13 protein-coding genes are annotated in these 21,525 nt (G+C 42.6%); 7 read left to right on the top strand and 6 right to left on the bottom strand.

Translation table 11 applies throughout. The annotated features are described in order from the left end of the window. The first annotated feature begins 29 nt into the window (after nt 1–29). Nucleotides 30–6,167, top strand: coding sequence for a CARDB domain-containing protein (locus KTO63_RS25210; RefSeq protein ID WP_217794912.1), 6,138 nt, complete (start codon nt 30–32; stop codon nt 6,165–6,167). A gap of 306 nt (nt 6,168–6,473) precedes the next feature. Here the strand turns inward: KTO63_RS25210 and KTO63_RS25205 are convergent, their stop codons facing one another. The 4 genes from KTO63_RS25205 to KTO63_RS25190 form a co-directional block, all read right to left on the bottom strand. Further along, nucleotides 6,474–8,444: a tetratricopeptide repeat-containing sensor histidine kinase gene (locus KTO63_RS25205; protein WP_217794910.1), complete on the bottom strand. Its 1,971-nt coding sequence runs from the start codon at nt 8,442–8,444 to the stop codon at nt 6,474–6,476. A 101-nt stretch (nt 8,445–8,545) separates the two neighbouring features. Next, complete coding sequence (locus KTO63_RS25200; RefSeq protein WP_217794908.1) at nt 8,546–9,175, bottom strand: endonuclease III domain-containing protein; 630 nt, start codon at nt 9,173–9,175, stop codon at nt 8,546–8,548. A gap of 91 nt (nt 9,176–9,266) precedes the next feature. Continuing rightward, entirely contained in the window at nt 9,267–10,028 is a 762-nt protein-coding gene (locus KTO63_RS25195) for a carboxypeptidase-like regulatory domain-containing protein (RefSeq protein WP_217794906.1), read from the bottom strand. Nucleotides 10,029–10,064: 36 nt separating this feature from the next. Beyond that, nucleotides 10,065–10,709, bottom strand: coding sequence for a hypothetical protein (locus KTO63_RS25190; RefSeq protein ID WP_217794904.1), 645 nt, complete (start codon nt 10,707–10,709; stop codon nt 10,065–10,067). A gap of 86 nt (nt 10,710–10,795) precedes the next feature. Between KTO63_RS25190 and KTO63_RS25185 the strand changes: the two genes are divergently transcribed. The 4 genes from KTO63_RS25185 to KTO63_RS25170 all read left to right on the top strand — a co-directional run bounded on the left by KTO63_RS25185 (nt 10,796) and on the right by KTO63_RS25170 (nt 16,912). Next, a complete protein-coding gene (locus KTO63_RS25185) occupies nt 10,796–11,815 on the top strand; it encodes an AraC family transcriptional regulator (protein WP_217794901.1) in 1,020 nt (339 codons plus the stop codon). 251 nt (nt 11,816–12,066) lie between these two features. Beyond that, entirely contained in the window at nt 12,067–12,843 is a 777-nt protein-coding gene (locus KTO63_RS25180) for a gasdermin (protein ID WP_217794899.1), read from the top strand. Continuing rightward, nucleotides 12,840–14,303, top strand: coding sequence for an SIR2 family protein (locus KTO63_RS25175; RefSeq protein WP_217794897.1), 1,464 nt, complete (start codon nt 12,840–12,842; stop codon nt 14,301–14,303). Before KTO63_RS25180 ends, KTO63_RS25175 begins: the two co-directional genes overlap by 4 nt. 44 nt (nt 14,304–14,347) lie before the next feature. Further along, the gene (locus KTO63_RS25170) at nt 14,348–16,912 is read left to right on the top strand and encodes a tetratricopeptide repeat protein (RefSeq protein WP_217794894.1); all 2,565 of its coding nucleotides are present in this window, start codon (nt 14,348–14,350) and stop codon (nt 16,910–16,912) included. A gap of 149 nt (nt 16,913–17,061) precedes the next feature. Here KTO63_RS25170 and KTO63_RS25165 read toward each other — a convergent pair whose 3' ends face one another. Beyond that, entirely contained in the window at nt 17,062–17,715 is a 654-nt protein-coding gene (locus tag KTO63_RS25165; protein WP_217794892.1) for an alpha/beta hydrolase family protein, read from the bottom strand. 302 nt (nt 17,716–18,017) lie between these two features. Here KTO63_RS25165 and KTO63_RS25160 point away from each other — a divergent pair, with 302 nt between their 5' ends. Both KTO63_RS25160 and KTO63_RS25155 read left to right on the top strand, forming a co-directional pair. Continuing rightward, on the top strand, nt 18,018–18,845 hold the full coding sequence (locus KTO63_RS25160) for an SDR family NAD(P)-dependent oxidoreductase (RefSeq protein WP_217794890.1): 828 nt from the start codon (nt 18,018–18,020) through the stop codon (nt 18,843–18,845). 63 nt (nt 18,846–18,908) lie between these two features. After that, nucleotides 18,909–19,829 (top strand): helix-turn-helix domain-containing protein, encoded by a 921-nt coding sequence (locus tag KTO63_RS25155; protein ID WP_217794888.1) that lies wholly within the window; start codon nt 18,909–18,911, stop codon nt 19,827–19,829. A 112-nt stretch (nt 19,830–19,941) separates the two neighbouring features. On the opposite strand, the gene KTO63_RS25150 is transcribed toward KTO63_RS25155, so the two are convergent. After that, nucleotides 19,942–21,426 carry a pyridoxal phosphate-dependent decarboxylase family protein gene (locus KTO63_RS25150; RefSeq protein ID WP_217794886.1) on the bottom strand — a complete coding sequence of 495 codons (1,485 nt, stop codon included), beginning with the start codon at nt 21,424–21,426 and terminating at the stop codon, nt 19,942–19,944. Nucleotides 21,427–21,525: the final 99 nt, after the last annotated feature.

Here is a 21,525-nt window from a genome sequence, read left to right as displayed (position 1 = left end):
AACCAACAGCGATCTTAAAAACCAGAGTAATGACCAAATATTTTTACACCATATTGTTGTTGGTTACTGCGGCTTGCAGTTACGCGCAAGATCCAGCATACCCCCCTGCTCCCTCAGCCTTGCAAAATATAGCTGCAGCGGAATATTTTATAGATACCGATCCAGGTCCCGGAAATGCAACGCCCGCAAGCGTTACGGCGGCCACTGACATTAGCAATCTTGCCGCCACCATTAATGTAAACGGCTTAAGCAATGGCCTGCATCGCCTCTACCTGCGCACGAGAAATGCGTCAGGATTTTGGAGCATTACAGCCATGAAGGACTTTCTGTATGATGCAAATGTTGTGTATTCGGCGCCACCAGCGGCTGCGCAAAACATCGTTGCCGCAGAGTATTTTATAGATACTGATCCGGGACACGGCGGCGGAACACCTATTCCAATTTCAGCAAGTTTGGACCTAAGCAATACATCGGCTACCATTAACACAGCCACCTTATCCAATGGCACGCACAGGTTGTACATCCGCAGCAGGAACAATGAAGGTCGCTGGAGCCTGACGAGTGTGAAAGAGTTTATTGTGAATTTCGATTTCGCTTATGCTCCGGCGCCTGTTGCTGCGCAAAATGTTGTAGCCGCAGAATATTTCTTCGATACCGATCCGGGCCTTGGAAGTGGCTCGGCCATTACAGTTACAGCTGGTACAGACATTTCGAACATTGCGGCAACAGCCAACACAGCAGGACTTTCAAACGGTACACACCGGTTTTATATCCGCAGTAAAAACAACGAAGGATTTTGGAGCCTTACAAGCATGAGGGAGTTTATTGTGAATGCAGATTTTACATACCCCGTTATTCCTCCATCACCACAAAATATTATTGCCGTTGAATATTTTATTGATACAGATCCAGGCGTGGGCAGTGGTCAAGCTATCTTCATCGCTGCAGGTGTCGATCTCAATAACATTAACGCTTCTGTAAATACAACCGGATTAAGCAACGGCACGCACAGATTATATATTCGTAGTAAAAACAACGAGGGCAGTTGGAGCATTACAAACGTAAAGGATTTTATTATCAATGCAGACTACTATTATCCCGTTGAACCTACTGCTCCACTGAACATTGTAGCCGCAGAATACTTTATCGATACGGATCCCGGAACAGGCAATGGACAAAGCATTACAATTGCAGCAGGAACCAATCTTAGCAACGTTACCACATCAATCAACACGGCATCATTGGCAAGCGGCGATCACAACTTATTTATCCGGACAAAAAACCAGGAAGGCAATTGGAGCATCACTGCATGGAAAAAATTTGCAGTGGGCTTACTATCCATAGCGCCGGATTCCCTTGATTTCACTATAGTTCCGGTCAATACGACCATAACAAAAGATATTGTAGTAACGAACGCGAGTGCTACAAACCAAACCATCAACAGTGTTGATGCTACAGCACCATTCACCACAAACATCACTGGCACCGTAACCATTGCGGCAGGAAAAACTGATACGATCAGGGTAAGTTTTACACCAACCAATGCCATTGCATACAGCGACACCATTGTGATCCATACATCCGGCGATGACTTTAAAGTAGCCGTTAAAGGACAGGGTGCTACGCAAATTCCATCATGGACAATAGATCCCGCTGCCGGTCATGATTTTGGTGCAGTAGCGACAGGCGCCCCATCCACATTCCTTTTCTCCATAAGAAACACAGGTAATATTGTAGCAACACTTAGCAATGTAGTGAGCAGCAATACCGCGTTTGGCGTGACCTTTACCTCTGGCACTACGATTCCTGTAAATGGCTCTATTACCTTGCCGGTAACATTTACGCCGTCATTGATAAGCAGTTTCGTGGGCCAGTTAAAAATAGTATCATCTACTCCGGGTATTGATTCCGTTACTACGCAGTTATCAGGTTCTGGTTATGTGCCGGGAGCCGCTCCATCATTATCTTTCATCACCATTGCGCCTTTTGGCGGCACACGTGGAGTAAGCGCAGAAGCCGGACAAACCGGAATGTACACTTATAAGATCGTTTACAAATCCGCAGACAATCGACCACCTGCTGCAGACTTCCCTAAAGTAGGCATTGACAGAAATGGCGATGGAGATTTTAATGATGCAGGCGAAGGCATGTATACCATGAACAAAGATGATGCTGGTACCGACTACGTAAATGGTGTTACCTACACGCTTACGGTTGAGCATCCAAATTTCACCAACACCCTGGGCTATCAATTTTTTGCAACTGATGATCATGGCAACTCGTCCAACTTCAGTTACAAATCAGGGCCAATCATTACATACGAATTACTTGATCTGAAAATATTTGCAAATGATATTTCATTCAGCAAAAACAATCCTGCGGTAAGTGAACCATTCACTGTAACGGCGAACATCACTAACAGCAGTGCATACACAGCAACGAATGTTCCCATCAAGTTTTACAGAGACACCATTCTGATAGGCAGTGGCACCATTCCTGTTGTAGAAAAATTCAGCAGCGCGACCATCAGCAAAGTATTTTCTTTTGCAACAGATGGCTTCTATCCTATCAAAGTTTGGATCGACAGCAGCAACACACTCGGCGAATCTAACATACTGAACAACTATGCTATTCGTCCGGTAACAGTGGGTCATGTAATATTGCCGGGAGGCATCAACATTACCTCTGCAGCTACTGTACAAAGTTGCCCAACTGCAGTGTTGATCGCAGGTTCCGCTGCTTACTATGGAACAGCAGTGCCACAAGGTGTTGCGGGCGGCGAAGTAGATATCAAGATTGGCACAGAAACATTTACAACCACAACGGATGCAAACGGAAACTACAGCTACTTGTTGCAAAACGTAGCATGTGGTGGCACGATCACTTACGAGGTTACAGTTACAGACTTTACATTTACCAGCAACCCGACTACTGTTAATGTAAATGTACCTTGCCCTACAAAACCTTGTAACACTGTACCACAGCCGGGTGTTGTAATAGCGTCAAGCTTTAGCAATGCGCCATGTTCGAAAAAAGTAGGTACAACTGGAAAAGTCAGTGTAACCGTATCTTATCGTGCACGAAACCTGAGCAATTTCTGGAACGCATGGGATCAGATATTGAAAGACACTGTTCATATTTTCCATAATGGCAAATTGATACAAACATATTGGAGTGTGGATGGAACAACATCTCCGGGCGAAGTAAAAACATTCGAGGTTTTTGTAACGCTCGATACAACAGGGCCAAATGTTATAACAGCTGAGCAAAACTATGTGTACAATGAGTTTTTCGAAATACCTGGTGCGTTCTACAAAGGCGTGTTTGAACAAATGGGTGGTACGCAATCTGTAACAATGATCGCGGAAAGCATAGATCCTGATCTTACCATTCAGAACTTCCAGCAAACGAAATTCACCAGGTTTGCTTTTGCTGATGCGAATATTAAATGTGGTGATGCCGGCCCGCACAAAGTACAGTTACTGGATTCCATGAGCGGGGGCCCAAGAGTATTGTTGAAAGAATACACAGTAAGTTCGTTGTCAGGAAAAACATCAACAACATTAACTTTCGACGATCCTGCAATGTTGCCGGGCGACCACTTCTTCCGCATTGTAACAGATGTTGACAAAGCTGTAAGTGAAGACAATGAGGACAACAATGTCTTTGAAACAAGAATTAATGTTCCAAAACCTGATTTGATTGCCACAACGATCAAACCAACAAGCACCGCGTTGTCAGTAGGTTCACAAGTTAAGTTTACTACTGTCATCAACAATACAGGAATTGCAACCGGTCCATTCAAAGTCCAGTTTACAGTAAACGGTGTTGCAGTGGGTAATAAAGTGGCCGCACCAGGCGTGGCGGAATCAGGAAGTGTAACTGTAACATCGGATGCTTTTACCATTACTACGAATGATTATGATTGTCCTGTAACAGTAGAAGTAATGGCAGATATCGATAACAATATTGTTGAAGCAACAAAAACAAATAACAGCAAACAAATTCAGTTTGGCGCAGACATTTCTCCCAATATGCTGCCTTCAGACGTTGGCTCTGCATCTAACCCGGTTGTACTAAGAGCCAGCAGCATCCAGGATTTCCATCCACTGGTGCGAAATATCGGCAATCGTGATGTAAGCAAAGTGTCAGTAAAATTTGTACTGAACAATATTGAGATAGGCGTCGATAGCATTGATGTAATAAAAGCGGGCGACGCATTTGGATCATTTACAACCTTCAAACACGCCTTTACGGCTGCAGGTTTGTACGAAGTAAAAGTCATTGCCGACACTGCCAATACGATCTGTGAAATCAATGAAACAAACAATGAAGGCAGCTTCTTTGTGAAAGTGGTAGAAAGCAATCCTGACTTTGAAGTGTTGTCACAATACATCTCGCCGAGCAGCCTGAACCCTAATCCTGGACAAGCGATCACAATTGTAGGTACGGTGAAAAATGCAGGTTTGAAAATCACTCAACCCAATGTGCTACGCTTTATGGTGGATGATATTCAACTGGGCGATGATGTTGTGATCAATGCCTTACAACCGGGACAAGACACGACGGTCGCAGCCACAGCAAATTACATGTCGCTTATACCGGGTGTAAAGACAATGAAAATTGTTGCAGATCCTTCAAACATCGCATTGGAAGAAAGAGAAAACAACAATGAAGCGACAAGAGTGTTGATCGTAGGCGACGCTCCGGATATGGCAAGAATACACGCTGGTGCCATCACATTCAATCCTTCTGGTTTTGTAGCTGGTGATAGCGTGCTTATTTCGTACGCCATCAAAAATAACGGCGCAAAGGACGGAAGTGCATGGGTAAGGTTCCTGATCAAGGATGCGAACAATTCCATTACCGCGATCGACAGTGTACCGTTCACATTGGCTGCTGGCGCAAGCATGACGGTGAGCAGGAAAATGCAATTCGATGCTAATAACGGTGAAGTAATTGCGCAGATCATCAACTGCTATCCAATGGAGTTTGATGCGCTAAACAACAACGATACACTGGCTTACACAACTGTTGCAAAAATGAAGAGCAACCTGATTGTAAACACAGACGTGGATATGAAGATGGCGCTTCCTGATCAATTACCAGGATGGATCGGAGGTAAGATTGTGTTGGGCGATTATGATCTCACCATCAAAGGCAAGATCAATAATTTCGATCCGGAACATTTTGTGATCACAAATGGTAAAGGAAAATTGAAGTTCATTAACAATGATCAGGAAAATATTTTCCCTGTGGGTGTTGATCTATTCAAAAGCAATTTTGTAAAAATCAAAAATGAAGGAACACAGGATAATTTCTCTGTAAGCGTTGTGCCTTATGTGTTGTTCAATGGAACCAGCGGAGATACTGTTAAAACAAATGTGGTAAATCGTACATGGTTCATAGAAGAAGAAACGCCGGGCGGCAGTAACGCAACAGTTGAATTCTTCTGGAAGCCTGCAGACGAACTTCCGGGATTTGACAGAACACAATCGCGAACTGCACACTTCGTTACTATTTGGGAAATGGGCAACAAAGCTGGCGCTGTGGCAGATACATTGGGCAACTACAGCAAATGGCAGGATGGTTACACAAGCTTCTCTCCTTTTACAATCACAAGTGGTACCGGGGAAGCGTTACCATTGCGTCTGCTTGAATTTGCAGCCACTAAGCAAGGAAAGAATGCATTGCTGCAATGGAAAACGGATCAGGAAGTCAACACAAGCCATTTCGTAATACAACGTAGTTCAGACGGCCGTCAGTTTGAAGATATAGGAACTGTAGTGGCACTGAATAATCCTGGCACGCATCTTTACAAATTCACTGATGTGGAAGTGCAGCAGCACATCAACTACTATCGTTTAAAAATGGTTGATATCAACGGAGACTTTACTTACTCTGACATCAAACAAGTGAAGTTTGAAATTGAAACTGAGTTTGTGATGCAGGTATATCCAAATCCGGCACAACAATTCATACGAGTAAAAGGAATTGAAGCAAACGGCACAATACGGATCATTAGCATCGAAGGTAAGGTGATGCAACAATTGACAAACACTGCAAGCAATATGCAAATTGATCTTGGCAAATTGCCAAGGGGCATCTATGTAATACAGTACAAAAACAATAATCAACAACAACAGCAGATGATCATTAAACAATAAGCAAGTGATGGATTAATGAGGAATAGGCCATCAGCCGGTAATGTCAAAACAGCTAAAGATGAGGTATCTGGATTTTGACTTACCGGCTTTGTTGTTGCAAGAGGAAAATCCACCACAGGTTAATGCCCTACGGGCAATTATGTTCAGGTTGCGGTGATCTCTATTGATATTTTTTCCCTACGGGAAAAGTTCTATTGCCCGTAAGGCATTAATGTCAATAGAAAATATTGAGGATAGCATTTTATTGTCCGTAGGACATTAAAATGGCAAACAGCGACATCGCCTAAGTAGACGACATTGCGCTCATCAAATACCAATTTCAATCATTACAGAGGTGCCTTTATCTTGCGACGCCTGTACATCAATCTTGCCTTTTAAAAACTTCACGCGGTTCTGGATACTTTTCCATCCCATTCCGGCAGTTTGATCCAGTGCTTCCATATTAAAACCTTTACCATCATCCTCCACGGTAATGGCGAGTATATTTTCCTGCTCAGCAAAATGTAGTTGTACCAGCAGATTTTGTGCATGAGCATGTTTGAGAACATTGTTGACAAGTTCTTGTATAACACGGTAAACGGTAATGGCAGTCGTTTGTTCAACTTCAACACCGTTCATTCCCAAAGACTGGTACTTAATGCTGATGGCTCCGCTCCGGTTGATATCATTACAAAATTCTCTTAAAGCGGTATCCAGTCCATACTTCAGCAAAACCTCCGGCATCATGTTGTGCGCAACGCGGCGCATTTCCCCTATCGAACTGTCCAGCATATCAATACTCCGTTCAAATGCCTGCGCGTTGTCAGGAGTCATCACTAAATTTTGCTTCATACTACCCAGTGAATATTTAATGCCACTTAACATTCCTCCAAGTCCATCATGCAGATCTTTGGCGATGCGGGTACGTTCCTGCTCTTCCCCTTTTATTACAGCTTCTGCAGCGGCAAGTTTTTTCTCTGTTTGCAGTTCCTCAATTTTTGCCTGCTGCAACTTTTGCCTGTGTCGATAGTTTCTGTAAATAAGTAAAGAGATAATAACCAAAGCAATGATAGTCGTCGCAAAAATATAATTGACGATGTTTTTTTGACGAATTGACAATTGCTGTATTTTTTGTGCGGCTGTCAGGTCTTTTATTTCCTGCTCTTTCCCCGCAACCCTGAAACGCACATCCATTAGCGAGGCTTTTTCTTTAATCTCGTTGGAAAGCATGCTATCCGAAATCATTCGAAATTGCTGTTCGTATGCATACGCCTTTTTATAGTCTCCATGATCAGCATACCACCGGGAGTAGTACTGAAGCGCCGCGGCTTTATTATCATCCATTCCGTTTTCTTCAGCCAACAGATACAGTTTGTCAATGTTTATCTTTGCGTCCCTTTGTCGTAAATCCATCTGGCAGTTGATGATTACATCGAGCGCTTTCCCTTGTTGCCATACATCCTCATTTTGCATGGCATATTCGTAAGACTTCCTGTAATACTCCAGCGCCTTTACGGTGTCTTTTTTGTAGGTTGCCAGGTCACCCATGTTGTAGTAATAAACATGAAAGCTCTTCAGGTTCTTCAATTGCTCTACAATTGGCCATGCTTCACCTAACAAAGAATCCGCCGCATTATAATCGTCAATATTCATATAAGCAGTAGCAAGGTTCATCATATCGGTGGCCAGCAACCTGTTATCATCAAAGCTTTTGGCCGTAGCAACAGCTAACCGGGAATATGTTATTGCTTTGGAATGATCGGACAATGACATGAAGCAATTGCTAATGTTGCTGTAGGTACTGGCAAGCGACTTATGACGAATCTGCCTGAACACTTTCTCTGCCTGGTAGTAGTCTTTCAGGGCAGTTTCGTAGTCGCCAATGTTATAATAAAGATTACCGCGATTAAGGGAGATATGGCCCATATTGAGTCGCAGGTCCTCTGCAGTATCGCCTTTGGCAACAACGGTTGCCGAGTCAGCATACTTCAAAGCCTGCTCAAACTCTCCGCGGTTTTTATGATAAGACAGCCCAAGAATATAAGCTGTACTCAGCCCCCACTTGAAATTAATTTTACGACTCAAAAAAATCATTTGCTGGATATAAGGCTCAAAATCTGATGTGTTATTGTTCAGGTTGGCCTTCATGTATTCATACAGGGCTTCCACTTTAAGGCTATCTGTAGTTGCTTTGTTGATACTGTTTCGCAGGCTGTCATTTTTGGTGAATGACTGTGCCCGCCCGCTATAGAAACAAACAGTAAAGAGGATGGTCAATACCGGCAGTAGTTTTCGCATACCTCAAGATACATTTTTTTATGGGGTACTAATAACGGTATATAATAACCGACTTTGCAATGGTGTTTGTTGATAATTTTTCCACCGGCCCCGCCACTCCTTTACTTTCCGCCATTATAGTATGCACATACTTTGTTCATCAAACATTCTTCGCATAAAGGTTTGGGCCGGCAAATATCTCTTCCGAGAAAAGACATCGACATACCGGCCTCCCATTCTTTCTGGGGAAGCACTTCCATTATTTGTTTCTCAATTTTTACAGGGTCGCCGCTCGTCGCAATGCCAAGCCTTTGAGACACTCTTACTACATGCAAATCAACGATAACGCCTTCATAAGGGGTTCCGGCAAAACGCTTGATCACATTCGCTGATTTCCTGCCAATACCCGGCAGTTCAACCATCTTGTCAATATCAAGAGGAATATTCTTATCCGATTTAACACGCTCAGCAATTTCTACAAGCCACTTTGCCTTATTAGCTGAGTTGATTACTTTGGCCAGCAGGGGCTTCAAGTCATCTGCAGTTGCTTTTGCGAGAGACGACATGGTAGGATAGACTCCAAAAAATGCAGGTGCAATATTGTTGATCAACTTATCATTGCTCCTCGCAGATAATACCACCATGACGACCATTTCATAGAGGTTCCCTGCGTCGAGCGGATGCTTTTCATTTTCGTATTTTTTGATCAGTGGTTTAACGGCTTTTGACCAGTCAATGGTGGATGTTGGCATGAGCAAAAAATTATAAACTAAAAATAGCCATTAAAATAACCTGTATAAAATAATTTTCTGCTGCTAACTGCAATGACGAAAGACGCCTATCCTATTCCGTTACGTAAAATTCAATATTGTATTCCGTTTCGCCGAGGTAACCATTTTTACCAAAAATCACCATCTTGGCTTCCTGGTTATTGTCATCGAGATGCCGGTTGTTAAGCAATAACGTTTTACCGTTGTATAGCGCTTTGACCGTGTATTTCCCAATCGGAATATCTTTTGCCATAAAAGTACCGGCAACGTCCTCAACCGGTTTTTCAAACGCAGTTGCAACGGTTCCATCTATTAAATTTGTTTCGCCGGGATAGGGAGTAAACAGCAGTTTTATCTTCGTCATGTCCACATCAGCACCAAACATGTATAGATCAACATGTGCACCATAGTAGCCGGTACCGCCGGGCCGCTGGCCGCTGAGCTTCCATTTGAAGTTTCGGATAGCTCCGCTGGCTTTGCTAAAAGTCCCGGTATTATCTGGCTCCAGGTCAAACGTATAGGTTTGTCCGTAAGAAGTTTTTGTAAGCTGGGCTTTGGCTGTCCAGTCACCTGCGGGGTCATTGGGTATTGACACCTCGTATCTCCCCTGGCTATTACTGGCCGCAAGAAGATAACTATTATACCACACCGTATGCTCAACGGTGATGTTCGCGTCCTTCACTGGCAGATTGTTAGCGTCGGTTACAATACCCGTAACAACGCCATTCTTCGTTTGCGAGGCAGGGTCATTAGGTGAGCCGGCATCTTTGGTGCACGCGGTCACAACGGTACTGCATATTAATGGCAATAGCCAATGGAATGTCTTGTATTTCATTTGTAAAACTTTATTCGGTTTAATGGCTGGAGATTTTCACGCGACCTTTGAAACATGCGGTTTGTTTCCGGAAATTATTTCCTGGCTGTCTTCGAATCTTATCTGCTTGCCCAGGATATACCTGAAGTAGTAAGCAACAACTAATGCTGCGGGAATACTGATGGATGTCCAGGTGGCGAGATCTTTTGAAATGCCCTGGAAGTCTTTGTAATACTGGAGATGAGCGCCCAGGCCGATCAAAATACCAGCAATGGCCGCCAGCAAATAACCGAGTACACACTGCCATATCCATTTTGCAGGAGATTTAACAAACGGCCTTAGTTGTATGGCATTGATGATGCCGATGGAGAGGAACATAAAAAGAATATCGAAGGGCACGAACAAAGTATAGTAGCCCAGCCAGAACACCCATGGCGTAAAGAAAATGAACGGCCAGGTGTCTGACAGGGTTTTCTTTTTTCCTATTATTTCAAATGTTTTGTTCCTCGACACAGCAAGGAAGAAAACAAAAATGAAAATAGAAATTGTATGCATGATAAACTGCGGCGGCGTCAACAGTTTATCATGATCGCCGGTAAACCCATGCGCAATAAGCGGATGCAAAAGGCCCAATAATCCGGGGTAAACGAGCAGGTTGCCGGTCACCCATTTTTTTAGAAACATGCTTTTAGTGTTGTTCATAATATTTGTAATTTAGAATACAAAGGACCTTCGTTTTACGGGCAGGAAAAGGCATCTTTTATTCTTAAAATGATATATTTTGCGCCATGGGTTTACAGGGAACTGTTATACGCACCATCTTTCAAACAGCTACTTCATTCGGAGCGGCATTTGATGAACTTTGCAAGGTATCACACATCAGTGCTGACGAGGTGGGCGACTCAGAGAAAATGGTTGAATGGGAAAAAGCCGCGTTGATCTGGGTGCCACTTTTAAAGCTCAGCGGCGACCCCTTAATTGGACTACATATAGGTATCGGCACGCCAAAAATGCTTCATGGCATGGTTGGTTTTTTGATCCAAAGTTGTAAAGATCTTGACCAGGCTTTGCAAATGTTAAGCAAGTATGGCCACATGGTATCGCCGATGGTTTCATATAAATACACCGTAAATGATGTGGCCGTTCTTGAAATAGAACAGAATAAAATGTGGTTGCTGAAGCATCCTGAACCGGCCAGGCAGGCAAATGATTTTTTATTTGCATCAACCCTCAACACATCCGCAGCGCTTACTGGTAAACGCATTGTTCCGTTAAGGATAGAACTGGCTTACCCTAAGCGGGAAATTTCAGAGTATCAAAAGTTTTTTGGTTGTGATGTACTTTTTAACCAGGATGTGAACCGGATTGTTTTGGATAAAAAAGACATTGCCACTTCCATACTCACCAGCGATCAATCTATGTTTGAGCGCTTCAACTCAATGGTTGCCGAAAAGCAGGCGCTGCTGGCAACCAACACCATCAGTAGCAATTTGAAACAAGTATTGTTCATGCAATTCAAAGGAAGGATACCTTCTATTGACGAAGCCGCATCAGCATTGGATATGACATCCCGCAGCCTGCAACGAAAACTGATGCAGGAGCACACAACCTTTCGCGATGTTGCCGGAGAAATCAGAAAGGATATTGCATTTCAACTAATGCAAAACCCCGCGATAAAAATATCGGAAGTTTCAGATATCCTGGGATACTCCGACCCGACTGCATTCAGAAAAGCCTTTAAGTCATGGACGAACCTGGCGCCACGCGCAATTAAAAAGGTGGGAGTGTATAATTACGGACAACGTTAGCCTGATAAACATTCGACTCCTGTTTCTACTCCATCCTGGCTTAGCGGCTGCAACCAGCAATCCAAGCTTTCTGGTTTGTTCCATGCTCCTCATTATTAACAAAAAACATTGCTTTTTTATTTCCTCAAAAAAACTTGTAATTCTCTTTTAAAATTGATAATTTCAAAATGCACTCTCCTATCCCCTTGATGCAATAGTTTCTTCCTCCCACTGTTTTCAAAAAACACTCTTAAACTATTAAACCTTTTACTATGGGTTATCTCAAAGGATCAGGGTTTGTTATGCTGAGCCTCCCACAGAGCAATGTTCAGCCCTTACAGCTTCTTCTTAAAACTTCATCTAACACTGTCGAACGATTAAATGCTTCTATCGAAGACTTGTTCATTCCTGAAACAGAGGAAGGTCCGCGTGTTGGTCCTGATCTTCCACTTCCTGATATCAGGGGCGAGGAAGAATTTGACATGGGAGTGGCTGCCAACGTCAGTTTTTTACAAGGACTTGCCAATTTTTTCAATCTTAAGGCTGCGGGCAAAATTTCTTACGAACAAGGCAAGCTAGTTAAAATTCAACTCGATGCGCCTTTGCAGAATACCATCAATGTGGTGAAATTAGCTGGTTTTATAAAAAGTGCAAAGGTAAATGAAGATGCAGGCAGCTTTCTTGACAACCTCAAAAAAGGGGAGATATACGTGATAACCGAAACCATCAAGGCCAAAAGTTTTCACGTAGAGAATGCAAACAGCAAACAGTTTGGGGCATCTGTAAATGTAGAAATACCATCTATCGCAAACGCAGCGGTGGACTCGCATGTAGCACAAAAGAATAATTCTGATCTCGCATATAGTGGAACGGAACCAATGACGTTTGCCTTGAAGGCTGTTCGAATAAGATATTCATCAGGAGGCTTCGGACCTTCTAAAGCAAAGTTTACAATAGAGTCTGACAAAGATCTTGAGAGGGTACTACTAGGCGAGGTAAATGGAGTTCCCATGGAAACAACTGAATCCTACTTAAACATTATCAGATGAACGAAAATCTATTACGAGATTTGCAACTCGGCACCTGCGCATTGGTGCTTGGCCCGGAATTTCATTTGACCGGCTCTACGGACGAAGAAAAAGTTGAGGGCTTACGAGATTATTTGAGTGAGATGGAGCCGTTAAGAAGTAAGCTAAACAACGTGCCCCCTTACGTGACGGAGGATGGTTTCTTTTTCCTGAAAAAAAATATGGGACAAGAACCCATACAGTTAAAAAAAAGCATCGTATATGCAATTATGGACTATTACAAAGAGAAAGAAACGAAGGGAGTTCCTGAATGTTATATAGCTCTTGCCCGGCTGCCTTTTTATTTGATTATCTCTCTTTCACCGGACGAATTGATGCGCAGGGCATTTGATGAAATTAAAAAACCATATGAATATCGTTTTTTTGCAAAAGGGGAATATTGTATTGATAGAGTTAAAAAAGAAATTGAATTTGATCCTTCAAGTGAACAGCCGCTTATATTCAATCTTCTTGGCTCCTATCAAAATTTTGAGTCCATGGTTTTTACACACGATTCCTTGTTCGAATTCTTTTTTCACCTGTTTGCATTGGAAAGAATGTCTCAAAAATTCAAGACCGCTGTGATGAATGCATCTTCCTTTCTTTTCCTCGGATTCAGGTATGACAAATGGTATCTTAAGTTGATATTTTTTCTTCTTCAAAAAATACGGGCAAAGGGCGTGGCTAATCTTGCGATCTATACAGACAACAAAGATTTTTCGAAGGTAAAGGATTTCTATGCAGATGAAATGGCATTTAGCTTTGATGAAAGCAAAGTGTCCGAGTTTGTGAAAGGCCTTTATGCTTCGGCCAAAGAGATGAAATTTGCGTTTGAAACACCTGAGCCTGGCATTTCCAGCGACAATAAAGATGATAAATTCAAAATTCTGTTCATCTCTGCACTTCCCGATGACAGGACTCAAATTCCCTTTGATCGCATGTATAATATGCTTGAAAACTTATGCAAAAACAGGGATAATTATGAATTGGAACTTCTTTTGGGAGCCACCAAAGACAAGATGCTGCAAACAATAGATAAGCAATTTCCGCATTTTGTCGTGATATCTGCCCACGGCAACAAAAACAACGAACTATTATTTGTTGACGACAGAGGACAAGAAGATGCTTTTGCTCCAATTGACCTTTATGACAGCATTGATTTTTTTGTAAACCATCCCAGGAGTAATCTCCAATACATTTTATTTAACTGCTGCAATTCCGCGGAAGTAGCAGAAAAATGCCTTCCCATGGTAAAGCATACAATAGGAATGGATGGATTGATGGGAGTGGATGCGTCGCTTCTGTTTACTGAAGCCTTTTTCAACTACTTTTTAGATGAGCGCGATTTTAAAAGAGCGTATCAACACGGCATAATGTCTATTAAAAACCACGCAAAAGAAGCCAAATATCGAGATACTCCACAGGTCTATCCTCGAAGTTAGGCGGAAGCCAATCAAACAGTCAATTATCAATTTACTTATCAAATATGAGCGAAAGATATAGATACCCCGGTGGCGGCTATTCTTTTACGGAAGAAGACGAAACCATTTTTTGCGGACGCAAGGAAGCGATTGACTATATTCATAATTCCATTTTGCTCAATCAGTGTGTTGTTTTGTATGGCAAGTCAGGTACGGGAAAGAGCTCGCTGCTGCAGGCCGGTGTTATTCCGCAATTGTGCAGGCCATCAGAGCAAAAACCTAATAACAACTTTCATATCTATAGCGTTAGAACGGGTATCTGGCAATATGATAGTCCATCGCCCCTCGTGCAAAGGATACGTAATTTGAAACTATACAAAGGGATAGCTCCATCTAAGGAAAAAGTGTTTTTGCCCTTTCTTTCACAGGAGGTGAAAAACACCTTGTGGTATAGGTTTAAAATGCTACAATACAATACCTATAAAAAAGAACAGGAAGAATCAAATTCGAACAAGCGCCAGGATACGTATTTAATAATTATAGACCAGGTAGAAGAACTATTTACCTATCCCATCGAGCAATTTGCTGAGATGATACAGGAGCTCGCAGATCTGCGGTCGCAGATATTACCAGACAAAGCGCGGGACGAAGTAGAAATTTATGAACGGGAAAACAGCGGCGAATTAACCCCACTGGAAAATGAAATTTTATACAGTACACTACCTGTTAAATTCATTTTTTCAATACGGTCGGACAAGCTTTATCTCATGGGGCGCCTTAAAAAAGCAATTCCTTCTATTTTGCACAATACTTTTGAACTCTATCCTTTTTCAAAACCGGCTGCAATAAAAGCCATAGTAAAGCCATCAAACGCCGAAGGAAATTTTGCAAGCCCCAAATTTGATTTGTCTGAAGTGGCCGACTACATTGCTGATTTTCTGGAAAATCAGCCGGATACAGAACTCGAATATGTTTCAACTAATTGCACCATTGAACCTTTTGCACTCCAGATCATCTGCCGTCACGTGGAGAAGATTATCATAAATAATAGAGAAACAAAAGTAACGCGGGAAATGATACCAGACCTCAAGGACCTGTTCGTGAATTATTATCTGAATACCTTGAAAGAGCTGCCGTTGGATGATTCGATGAAATCAAAGGTCCAGCAGCTCATTGAAGACAAAATGATCTATGAAAAGTATTCTAAAAGAATTTCGGTGTTTAGAGAAATCATCAAGGACTTTGGTATTGATGAGGATAGCCTGCAAAAAGTAATCAATTCAAGGTTGATAAAAGAAACTGAGCCCGGTAGTTATTCGTATGAAATAATCCACGACAGCCTTATCATTCCCATCCTGGATGCAAAAAGAAACAGGCTTCAAGCAGAAGATGACCTGAACAAAAAATATGATGCAACCTCACGAAACATCTTTGCAGATAAAAGCATTGAAATTGTCGAAATTGAAATGAGGAAGAATCGTTATGACTACAAATTGTTTAAGAACAGGGCCGACAGTTATTATCTTAAACAGGAATTTTCAAAAGCACTTGACGACTATATTAAAGCAATTGAGCTCCTCAAGGACGATCAATTTGATGAAGATCTTTACATTGGAATAGCCAATTGTCAATACAACATGAAAGAATATGAGGAATCTAATAAAACGTTACGAATATTAATTCAGAAGAAGCCAGAAAATATGTTTGCGTGGTATTACACAGGCTTCAATTATCACGTAATGAGAGCGTTTGACAAAGCCATTGAGTACTATCTGCAGGCATTGGATATAAAACCTCTCCATAAAGAACTTAACTATAATCTGGCATTGGCATATCTCGAAACGAAAAATTATTCCGCAGCCATAGGGCAATTTGAAAAGGTGATTGAATATTACCCGGATGATTATCTGACATATTTTTCATTAATTGAAACGCTTATTTTCTCCGGCGATAACAGATCTATTAAAGCATATACAGACAAGCTAATTGAACTTCATGTGGACCAGGCCGAAACCTATCGCCAAATCGCCGATATGTATAGTAAAAAAGGAAATAAAGCCAAAGCAATTGAATACTTCAAGGAGACATTAAACATTGAACCGGAAAACCCATCGTACCATGTAAAAATCGGTATTGTATATTCCGAACTGGAAATGCTTCCAGAGGCAATTGCACATTTTGAAAAAGCCTGTGAATATGACAATAGAAACTCTTTCTATACAACCTGGCTTGCCTTCACTTATCAGTTAGTGGGCAATGAGAAAAAAGCAATCGAGCTATTTCATAACGCGATAGAATACGACCCTCATTACCGCTACCCGGTGGCAGCCCTTGCAGCGTGTTATAGACGCATTGGCGATCTCCAATCATACGCCAAATATATAGACATAGCAAAAAGCCTTCCACCTAATGACTCAGAGGATGAATATTCTCTGGCATCTTTTGAAGCATTAATTGGCAACAGTGAAAGGGCCTTGGAACTGCTCGAAAATGCACTTAGGTTAAGATTAAGAGAACCTGGTTTTGTGGAGGCAGATCCCGATTTTGAATTTGTTAAAGAGTATAGCCGGTTTAAACAAATTATTGAAAATTCAAAAGCCAACCTTTCATTTGAGAGTTTGAAAATTTGAAAATGAACGACGCTTATTCAAAAAAGAACTTTCGATTTAAAAAATCATTAATGTGCTGTTTCAGCGTTTGTCGAAAGTGTCATACATGACAACATCTCTTCAGCTTTATCATTGATTATAAGCATGAATTCTTTGCAGTGTTGTAACCGTCACCGGGAGCCTATCCACTCCTGCGTTGCATTTACCAGTATGCTCATTACATCCACTTTCTTACCCGCCTTGAACGAGTGGTCGGCGCCCTCTATCCTCACCAGGGTGGCTTTCTTCAATGACGCACACACCTGTTCTATCAAGTTCCACTGTGCTAGTGTATCCTTGGTGCCCTGCAAAAAGAGCATCGGCACTTTCACTTCCGCCAGGTGCGCCGCCCGGTCAGTACCAGGCTTGCCGGCGGGGTGCAACGGGAAGCCGTAAAATACAAGCCCCGCCACATCTTTACGCGGATTGAGAGAAAGGTATTGAGAAGACATCCTTCCGCCAAATGATTTCCCTGCCACAAACAATGGAAGGGATGGCTGTAGTTTCAGCGCTTTATCAATGGCTGCAGCAATTACCTGGTGGGCCACTGCCGGCGTATCCGGGCGACCTTTGCCATGTTCCATAAACGGGAAATTAAAACGCAGCGTGGCGATGCCCGCGGCCGCGAGCGCGGTGGCGAGTAATTCCATGAAAGCATGTTCCATGTTAGCGCCTGCACCATGCGCCAGTGTCATAATACAAACGGGCTTTTCCGGTGTCATGTAAATTGCAGAAACTTTTTCCTGCGGCGCTGGTAGTGAAAGCGATAGCCTGGTGGTTTTCATGCTTAGTATTTTATGTGGTTGCGCTGAATGCTTTTAAATGATTTGCTTGCAAGATTCTACACTCCAATTTACACTTTTACACGCAGCAATAACTTATAACATTGAAAGTGATCTATTCCAGTCACATTCCCAAAAACAGATTCAATGGATATAAAAAGTGTAACAATAATTACATACTGATTGTCTCGATTGTATTGTTGCGTTAGCCTTCCTCCCAATCCCCAATTCGCCTACAACAACCAGTAATTAGGCTACATCCGGAAAACCGCGGCGCCTCAACTTTGCTGTAATAAAAAACTATTATGGCACAACAAACAACTAAAGTATGGTTCATCACCGGCGCATCGCGCGGTCTCGGAAGGATATGGGCAGAAGCAGCACTCGAACGTGGCGATAAAGTCGCTGCGACAGCACGCACGCTCAGTAGCATCGCCACTCTGAATGACAAATATGGCAAACAGGTCCTGACATTGGAATTGGATGTTACCAACCCAGCACAGGTAAAGGATGCCGTTACAAAAGCACATGCGCATTTTGGCCATCTGGATATCGTATTGAACAATGCAGGCTACCCGGTAGTAAGCACCATAGAGGAAGTTGATACCGATGATATACGCGCCTTGTATGAAACGAACGTAATAGGTCCGGTTACAGTGATACAGGCAGCTTTGCCGCTTTTGCGCAAACAAGGTTACGGCCACATCCTTGGCACTTCCAGTGGCCTTGGCCATTTGACACTGCCTATCCTTGGTTATTACTGTTCCTCCAAATGGGCATTCGAAGCGATACATGAAAGCCTGGCGGCAGAGGTAGCGCAGTTTGGCATCAAAGTATCCATCGTTGAACCTGGCGCCTATGCCACTGAATTTGGCAGTGGTGAATTATCAAAATTCTTTGAAGGCATGGATGTCTATAAAGATCTCAAAACAGGATTTATGGAAGGGATGAAAGACCTGGAAAGAGGCAATCCTTCCGCGACACCGCAAGCCCTCTTTACAATGGTGGATGCGGAAAATCCACCGCTGCGCTTTAACCTGGGTAGTCATAACCTGCCACAAATAAAGGCGGCTTATGCCGAACGCATTGCCACCTGGGAAGCATGGGATGACATCTCGCGCTCGGCTCAATAAATAAATTCATCTGCATAAGTGGCTATTAAAAACCAATGGCCGCTTATGCTTAATTTTACAAGTATGAAAAAGGACGATCACCAACTGTTGAGACTGGACTCATTGACTGAGGCACACAAACTGTTTGGCCTGCCTCAGCCAAAGCATCCTTTAATCAGCCTCATCAATGGCACCCATACGCCGTTTGCGGAACATAAATTGCCCGGACGGCATGTGCTCGCCTATTATAAAGTTTCTTACAAGCCTAAATTGAGCGGCAGGGTAAGGTATGGACAAGGCTATTATGATTTTGACGAGGGTGGTTTATTATTTGCTGCACCGGGGCAGATCATCGGCGGAAATGATTCTGATGGAGCAGTATGCTCACAACACACATTGCTCATTCATCCCGATTTCTTTTCAGGATATCCGCTTGCCAAAAAGATCAGGCAGTATGGATTTTTTGCTTACAGCACAAACGAAGCTTTGCATTTGTCCGAAGAAGAAAAGAATACGATACTTGCGATTTTCAATTTCATGGAAACGGAGCTGAACAACCGCATTGACGATTTTAGCCAGGACGTAATGATTTCACAGATCGAATTGCTGCTCAGTTACGCCAACCGTTTTTATAAACGCCAATTCCTGACCCGCAAAGCAGTGAGCTCAGACTTGTTGGTAAAGTTTGAAGAGATGCTCGACACGTATTTTAAAGAGGAGATTTCTTTAACCAAGGGCATCCCTACAGTGGCCTACCTTGCCGAGGAACTCAACCTTTCGCCGAACTACTTCAGCGACATGCTGCGTTCACTCACCGGCCAAAGCGCGCAGCAACACATTCACGACCGGCTCATTGAACAAGCAAAGGAAAAGCTCTCTACCACCAGCCTGTCTGTAGGCGAAATAGCATACGCCCTGGGCTTTGAACATCCGCAATCCTTCAGCAAATTATTCAAAAGTAAAACCAATCTCTCCCCTCTTCAATTTCGCGCTTCATTCAATTAAACGGGAAGTAACAAACAAGAGCGGAGATCCCCGCGCGTCCAACTTGCGTTCTCAGGGAAGATCCTTTGGGCATGCATGCTTTACAGGCTCTTCAAGCATGTCCATCTTTTTTTCATTCTTCACAAACGCTTCTGCCTTCCTTGATTATAATATCTATAACCTCATTAATGTCTTTCCTGGACGTTCTAAAATTTACAATACAAGCCCTCAAACAATACTTCCCTCCTATTATAGCATTTGACAAAAACACTTTACCACCTTGTTGTAGCTTGTTCAATAATTTCTCATTAATGCTGTTTAGATAATCTTCCCTTGACATGCCGCTTTGTTCATCATGTGTGGGTATAAAGCGAAGTGTGGTGATGCTCAGGTTTTGTGTTACAGCTTCCAACTCTGGATGTTTTTGTGCTTCACTGAATAGATATTTGGATAGTTCAATGTCTTCGTCAATCATTTTAATATAACCGTTCTTACCAACCTGTTGCAATGCTGCCCACACTTTCAGCGCCCGGAAACCTCTTGAATTCTGAAATCCATATTCATAATAATTTGTGGATGGTTCCTCTGCACTGCCGTCAAAATTATAATAAACAGGATGCGAGCTATAAGTATCTGGTAAATGCTGCGGATTTTTAACAAGCGTGCATCCTGCTTCCAGCGGAGCATACAGCCATTTATGCGGATCAAGGGCAATCGAGTCTGCTTCTTTAATTCCCTCAAATAAGGATGCATAATGTGGTACCACTGCAGCCGGAATGCCATAAGCACCATCCACATGAAACCAAAGATCATGGCGTTTGCAAATAGCCGCTATTTCAGAAAGATTATCTACAACCCCTGTACTTACATCACCCGCATTTGCTATTACAAGAAAAGGTTGCTTTTTATCTTTTATGTCTTTTTCTATTTGCTGTTCTAATGCATGAGTGTCCATCTTGTTGTTATTGTCAACAGGTATCCAGCGTATTGCGTTCGTGCCGTGTCCAAATAAGACAGCGGCTTTCTCAATCCAGGTGTGGGTAGCTTTTGAACAATAGAAAAGCATTTCTTTTCCAGCGTTGATCAATCCTTCTTCTTTTATATTCTTTGGCGCTTTTGCCGTTCTTGCGGCAAGAAATGCTGTAAGATTTGCCATGTTTCCGCCGCTTACCAGTATACCTCCATAAGAAGCAGGAACACCAATGAATTCGGCCAGCCATTTCACCGTCTGCTTTTCAATAGCTGTTGCCATCGGACTAAGAATATTGGCGCCAACATTTGGATTAATAGCCGCGGCTAATAAATCAGCTAAGGAGCCAATTGGAGCAGGTGATGACGTGATATAACCAAAAAATTTCGGATGCCCGTTAAACAGTGAATGCTTAAACAACAAGTCAACGGTCCGCTCAAAAATAGCATCAACAGATTGACCATTTTCAGGCAATGCATCGCTCCCCAACACTTCACGAATCTGATTAGGCGTTTCTCCTGATGTGACCGGATTGTCTGCGATGTTGCCGTAAAAATCGGCCAACTTGTCAATCAGGTAATAGCCAGTTTTCCTGAAGTCTTCCCGGCTGATGCAAAGATCTGCATTACGACTATTGTTGTCAGTCATTTTAAATAGTTTGTCTGTAAAATTAATCTTCAAAAAATATTATGCAACTTAACCGGCACTCAACAATTAAGCGTTCAAATTTCTCAATAATCAATGCTA

The sequence above is a fragment of the Pinibacter aurantiacus genome (assembly GCF_019130065.1).
GTDB classification, from domain to species: Bacteria; Bacteroidota; Bacteroidia; order Chitinophagales; family Chitinophagaceae; genus Pinibacter; species Pinibacter aurantiacus.
Note: the sequence above shows the minus strand (reverse complement) of the source record. Positions and strands in the feature narration are given on the sequence as shown.